We start from the raw sequence: 5,874 nt of genomic DNA, 5'->3' as shown, positions 1-5,874 counted from the left end.
GCACGGGTCTGGCCCGGGCCGGAAATGGTGGTGCCGGTGGCGGTGACCGTGATGGTGGGCAGGTCGCTGCCGGCGACGGCGCTGAAGGCCAGTACGCCTCGGTTGCTGACGCATGGCATCACCTGGCCCTCGTCGCAGGCGGCCGAATTGTCTTCGCCAGTGATCACCGTGCCCGCGCTGGCCCAGACCTGGCCGTCTTCGGACTTCTCGTAGTCCGGGTTGAATACCAGCACGGTGTAGCTTTCGATGCTGGTACCGGTGGCGAAGGTGCTGGTCGGCACCGCCAGCACCAGCTTGCCGGCCGGAGTGCGGTATTCCAGCGGCTTGCGCTTGCTGTCGATGTCCGGCGCGGTGCCATAGGCGCCGACGGTACCGATCCACGGTTCGGCGCCCTTGAACACCCAGGGACGATCCGGCTTGTCGCCGGTCAGGGTGAAGGTGGCTTCGGTCAGGGTGACCTGGCTGTCCGGACCGGCTTCGTCTTCGCCGGGCTTGCCGTACTTCTGCGGTGTGTTCCAGGCAAAGCCGGTGTAATAGCGGGTGCCGGCCAGTTCGAAGGCATGGCCGAACCAGAAGGTGGCGACACTGCCATTGGCTACTTCATACGAAACGGCGCCATCGCCGTCGACGTCGTAGATGAAATACAGCACGCTGCCGGCATCGGGGGGCGTGGCGGTGGCCGTGGTGGCGGGTGTGGCGGAGCTCTGCATCGGGGCAACATCCTGTCGTGGCGCGGTGGCGCCCTGTGGTGACGCGGTCGAAGGCGAGGGGGTGCAGGCGCTGGCAAGCAGCGCAACGAGCAGGCCGGCGAACGTCGCACACAGGCGTGGGCGGACACGGGCCAAGCGGGATTCCGGAAGGATCTTCATGCACCTCTCCATGGTTTGCGGGCGTCGGGCAGGAAGGCCAACGCAGAACACGCCCCGCCCTCGATGAGGGGGAACGTCGTGATGAGCCGGTCGATTCCTTCGACCTCGCATAGGAAAACCCATCGACGCGGATGATGGCACAGATGCGACGGCGATCACAGGGGGCAGGGAGGAGCCTCCCGCCAGAGAACTGCGAACGGTGTCTCAGATCCTGCCGTCGCGCAGGTAGTCGAACAGCTCCGCGTCGCCCTTCAGCCCGAGCTTGAGCATGGCGTCACCCTTCTGGCGGCTGATGGTGCTGACGCTCTTGTGCAGCTGCAGCGAGATTTCCTTGACCGTCATGCCGGTGCCGAGCAGCCGCAGCACCTCCACTTCGCGCGGCGACAACGGCTTGCCGTCACCCTCGCGCATGCGCCAGCTGCCGGCTTCCTCCACCCGCTCGCGCAGGCTGCGGCTGATGTAGGACTGGCCGCGATAGACCGCCTGGATCGCCTGCGGCAGTTCATCCATCGACGAACTCTTGTCGACCAGGCCGAGCACGCCGCTGTCGAGCACCATGCGCAGGATCGCCAGGTTGTTGGAGACGCTGAGCATGAGCACCGGCAGGTCGGGATGGCGGCGGCGGATCATGCCGATCATGGCGAAGCCATCGGCCTGCGGGCTGCCAGGCATCGAGTAGTCGGTGACCAGCAGGTCGCAGGGCTGGGTCGTCAGCAGGGTCATCAGCGCCTGGGCGCTGTCGGCCTCGCCAACGACTCGGCCAACGCCGCTGGATTCGATGACGGCGCGGGTACCGATGCGGACCACGGGGTGATCGTCTGCGATGATGATGCGCAAGGTCATGCTCTAGTATGGCCACCGGCACGCCGGACCGCGACCGTCGCGGTCCCTGGCAGGACTTCCAGGAGATCGTTGCAGATGCGCAGCTGGGCGGCTCGTGGACTGATCCTGTTGACGACCCTGCTGGCGCTGCCGGCGCTGGCCCAGCCTGCGTCCACGCCGGGGCCGTTGCCGCTCAGCCCCCTGCAGCGCGAGTACCTGGCCGCACATCCTGTTGTCGTTGTTGGACAGTATGACAGTGGCTGGCCTCCTTTTGAGTCGATCCAGGACGGGAAGCAGGTGGGCCTGGGCCCGGACTACCTGACGCTTTCGGCCCGGCAGCTTGGCCTGAAGGTGGAGACGCGCCGTTTTGCGGACTGGCCCTCCGTGCTGGATGCGGCATGTCGCGGCGAGATCGACGTGGTAATGAACATCGCGCTCAGCGCCGAGCGTACCCGTTGCATGGTCTACACCGCTGCCTATGCCGAGGCACCGTTGGCCATGGTCGGACGTCCCCAGGACCTGCGTGCATCGGAAGCCCCCGATCTTGATGGCCTGCGCGTTGTGGTCGAGCAGGACTTCATGACCGGACCGCAGGTGCGTGCGCGGTTCCCAAGGGCACGACAACTTGTCGCAGACAACACGCTGACGGCCTTGCGTATGGTCAGAGACGACAAAGCCGACATTTTCATCGGCAATGCCTACGTGGCAACGGAACTGATCGCCGCCAACGGGTTGAAGGGTGTGGCGTTGCTGCGGCCCAGCGATCTGCCGCCGGAGCAGTTGCATTTCGGTGTGCCCAACAGCAAACAGCCGTTGTCCGAGGCACTGGACCTGGCGCTTGCCGCCGTCAGCGAAGCGCAGCGTGACGCCCTGGCGCAGCGCTGGCTGCCACCGCCGCAGTGGTCGGCGTCGGCGCAGCTGGCATTGAGCCAGGCCGAGAAACGCGTGCTGCAGCAACCCTTGAAGATCGGCTTTGCGCCCAACGCCGCGCCGCTGTCGTTCGCCGACAGGAATGGCAAGCCCAGTGGCCTGACCAACGAATACCTGCAGCGCCTGCTGCAGGCCGGCGCCAACCTGCAGGTCGAAAACAGCCATGACTGGTACGAGGTGCGCGAGAAGGCGCGCCGCGGGGAACTGCAGGCGGTGATCGGCATTCCTGCCGATTCGAACTATCTCGGGCCGGAATGGGTGTTCAGCCAACCCTTCATCACCGTGCCCAATGTGATCGTCACCCGCACTGACAGTCCGTCGATGCTGGGTCTGTCGGACCTGGACGGCAAACGCGTGCTGCTGTCCGATCCGGAGCGCATCCGCGGCTATGTGCAGCAACAGGCGCCTTCGGTGAAGATCGTCGCCGCGCGCAGCGCTGAACAGGCCCTGCAACGCCTTGCCGATGGTGAGGCCGATGCCTACGTGGGCAACCTGGCGCTGGTCGACCAGTTGCTGCGCACCCGCTTTCCGGGGCGCCTGCAGCTGGCCGCACCAGCCGGATTCAACGACCAGCTGACACTGGCCGTGGAGCGCCGCCATGCGGCCCTGGCAACGACCTTCGACCGCCTGCTGCTGCAGATGGGCCCCCGCCGCCGCGAAGCCCTGCGCGGCGATTGGCTGTCGGTGGAATACCGTGGGGGGGTGGACTGGGGCACGCTGCTGCGCTGGGGTCTTCCCCTGTTGCTGGTGCTGGCCACTGCGGTGGCGGTGCATGGGCTGGGCCACTGGCGGTTGCGCCGCGAAGTGGCCGGCCGCCGTGAGCTGGAACAGCGCCTCGCCGAGGTGACCGACAACCTGCCAGCCATCGTTTACCAGGCCCGCCGCGAAGCGGATGGCACCCTGAGCTTCCCCTTCATTGCCGGCGATGTGCAGTCGATGTTCGGCATCAGCCGGCAGCAGGCGGAGTCGGATGGACAGGCGCTGCTGGCGTGCATCGATGCCGAGGACCGCGAAAAGGTGCTGCACGCGATGGACCTCGCGGCGCGCAACTTTGCACCGCTTTCCTTCGAGTTCCGTATCCATGGCGACGGAAGCGCGCCCTGCTGGGTGCGCAGCCAGGCACATCCGTATTCAACGGAAGCGGGCGCGGTGACCTGGAGTGGCTACTGGGTGGACGTGAGCCAGGCGCGCGCGCAGGCCGACGCGCTGGCCGCAGCGATGGTCGAAGCCGAGCAGGCTGCAGCAGCGAAATCACGCTTCCTGGCCACCATGAGCCATGAAATCCGCACACCGATGAGCGGTGTGCTGGGTATGTTGGAAGTGCTGGCGCATTCGCCGCTGGACGCCGAACAGCAACGCATCCTCGGCGTGATCGAAGACTCGGCGCAGATGCTGCGGCAGATCCTGGACGACATCCTCGACTATTCGCGGATGGAAGCGGGCGCGCTGCGCCTGGAGCCGGTACCGCTGCCGGTGCGGCCACTGCTGGAAGGGGTCCATCGATTGTTGTTGCCGCAGGCCACGGCGCGCGGGCTGGATCTGCAGCTGGACATCGACGAACAACTGGCCCAGGCCCATGAAGTGGATGGCGTGCGCCTGCGCCAGATCGTGTTCAATCTGCTCAGCAACGCCATCAAATTCACCGTGAAGGGCTCGGTGCGGCTGCAGCTGGAGGTGTTGGGGCCTACTGCCGAGGATGGCAGCCAGCCGCTGCGCCTGAGCGTCACCGACACCGGCATCGGCATCGCGCCGGAACAGCTGCCGACCCTGTTCGAACCCTTCACCCAGGCCGGTGCGTACATCCAGCGCGACCATGGGGGCACCGGGCTGGGCCTGAGCATCTGCCGGCGCCTGGTGCAGAAGATGGACGGCGAACTGAAGCTCGAAAGCACGCTGGGCGAAGGGACGCGGGTTGACGTGCTGCTGTCGCTGGTGGAGGCGCGCAGCGAGGATGTGATCGCGCTGCAGGCCGAGCATCAGCAGATCGCGCTGCTGCCCCCTGATCTGCGCCAGGCACGGGTGATGGTCATTGAAGACCATCCCACCAACCAGGCGATGATGGCCTGGCGCCTGCAGCAGCTGGGCGTGCCGCACGTGCTGGTCGATGACGGGCAACAGGCACTGGACCGGCTGGCGGAGGAATCCTTCGATCTGGTCATCACCGATTGCCGCATGCCGGTGCTGGATGGATTCGGCTTCACCCGCCTGCTGCGCGAGCGCGAGGGGCGCAACGGCCAGCCACGGATGCCGGTGCTGGCGCTGACCGCCAGCGTGCTTGACGATGACGCACGCCGCTGCCGCGAAGCCGGCATGGACGACGTGCTGGCCAAGCCGTTGTCGCTGGCGACGCTGCGGCAGGCACTGCTGCGCTGGTTGCCGCGCGCCGAGGGTGCTGAAGATGACCCGGCCACCGTGGACAGCGATGACGATGAGTCCGATGGTGACGAGGGGCTACCCGACCTGGCGACCCTTCAACGGCGCTTCGGTTCGCGCGAGATCGCCCGGCAGCTGCACGACAGCCTGGTCAAGGCCAGCAACGAGGACATCGCGGCCCTGCAGCGCGCGCTGCACGAAGGCGACCGGGTGACGGCCGCGTTGCACCTGCATCGGCAGGCCGGTGCGCTGGGCGCGGTGGGTGCGCGTAGCCTGGCCGATCGCGCCAACGCGCTGGTGGAACGGTTGCAGGCCGCAGGCGATGCGGAGATCGCATCGACGATCGCCGACGCGGGGCAGTTCGTGGCGCATCTGCAGCAACAGCTACAGCGCTTGGCTCATTGAGCTGCGTGTTCCTGCAGGTAGGCGATCACAAGTGCGCGACGCTCCGGGCTGGGGAACGCGTTGTACATGCGCGTACCGGGCACCAGATGGGTGGGCGACTGCAGGAAGGTGTCCAGGGTCTGCGCACTCCACACGAAGTCGGCATGGCGCATGCCCTGCGAATATCCGTAGTCGGGCAGGCTGCCCGCACGGCGGCCGATCACCCCATGCAGATTGGGACCGAAACGATGGATGCCGCCCGCCTTGACGGTGTGGCAGCCGGCACACAGTTCGAACGCCTGTTGCATGGCCTGCTGGCGCGCCTGTTCGGGCGTACTGGGCGCAGCCGGCGGGCGCTGGCACGCACTGGCGACCAGGATCGTGGCAACAACGGGAAGCAGACGATGGGCACGCATGGACGAGCAGGATAACGGGCGCACGCGCCGTGGGGCTGCGACCGGCCGTCGCAGCCCCATCGCCGGTCACATGCCGGAGT

4 protein-coding genes are annotated in these 5,874 nt (G+C 66.9%); 1 reads left to right on the top strand and 3 read right to left on the bottom strand.

Annotated features, from left to right (window positions below; all coding sequences use genetic code 11):
• Together AB4Y84_RS10965 and AB4Y84_RS10960 are read right to left on the bottom strand one after the other, a co-directional pair.
• A partial coding sequence (locus tag AB4Y84_RS10965) for a hypothetical protein (RefSeq protein ID WP_442250126.1) occupies positions 1-869 on the bottom strand: 869 nt, incomplete at its 3' end.
• Between the two features lie 204 nt (positions 870-1,073).
• Complete coding sequence (locus AB4Y84_RS10960) at positions 1,074-1,712, bottom strand: response regulator transcription factor (RefSeq protein WP_282280333.1); 639 nt, start codon at positions 1,710-1,712, stop codon at positions 1,074-1,076.
• Between the two features lie 75 nt (positions 1,713-1,787).
• On the opposite strand from AB4Y84_RS10960, the gene AB4Y84_RS10955 reads away from it, so the two are divergent.
• Positions 1,788-5,399 carry an ATP-binding protein gene (locus AB4Y84_RS10955; protein WP_442243981.1) on the top strand — a complete coding sequence of 1,204 codons (3,612 nt, stop codon included), beginning with the start codon at positions 1,788-1,790 and terminating at the stop codon, positions 5,397-5,399.
• On the opposite strand, the gene AB4Y84_RS10950 is transcribed toward AB4Y84_RS10955, so the two are convergent.
• Positions 5,393-5,794 (bottom strand): c-type cytochrome, encoded by a 402-nt coding sequence (locus AB4Y84_RS10950; RefSeq protein WP_442243982.1) that lies wholly within the window; start codon positions 5,792-5,794, stop codon positions 5,393-5,395. The genes AB4Y84_RS10955 and AB4Y84_RS10950 overlap by 7 nt on opposite strands.
• Between the last annotated feature and the right edge of the window lie 80 nt (positions 5,795-5,874).

The sequence above is a fragment of the Stenotrophomonas sp. 2YAF22 genome (assembly GCF_052114665.1).
Taxonomy (GTDB): Bacteria; Pseudomonadota; Gammaproteobacteria; order Xanthomonadales; family Xanthomonadaceae; genus Stenotrophomonas; species Stenotrophomonas indicatrix.
Note: the sequence above shows the minus strand (reverse complement) of the source record. Positions and strands in the feature narration are given on the sequence as shown.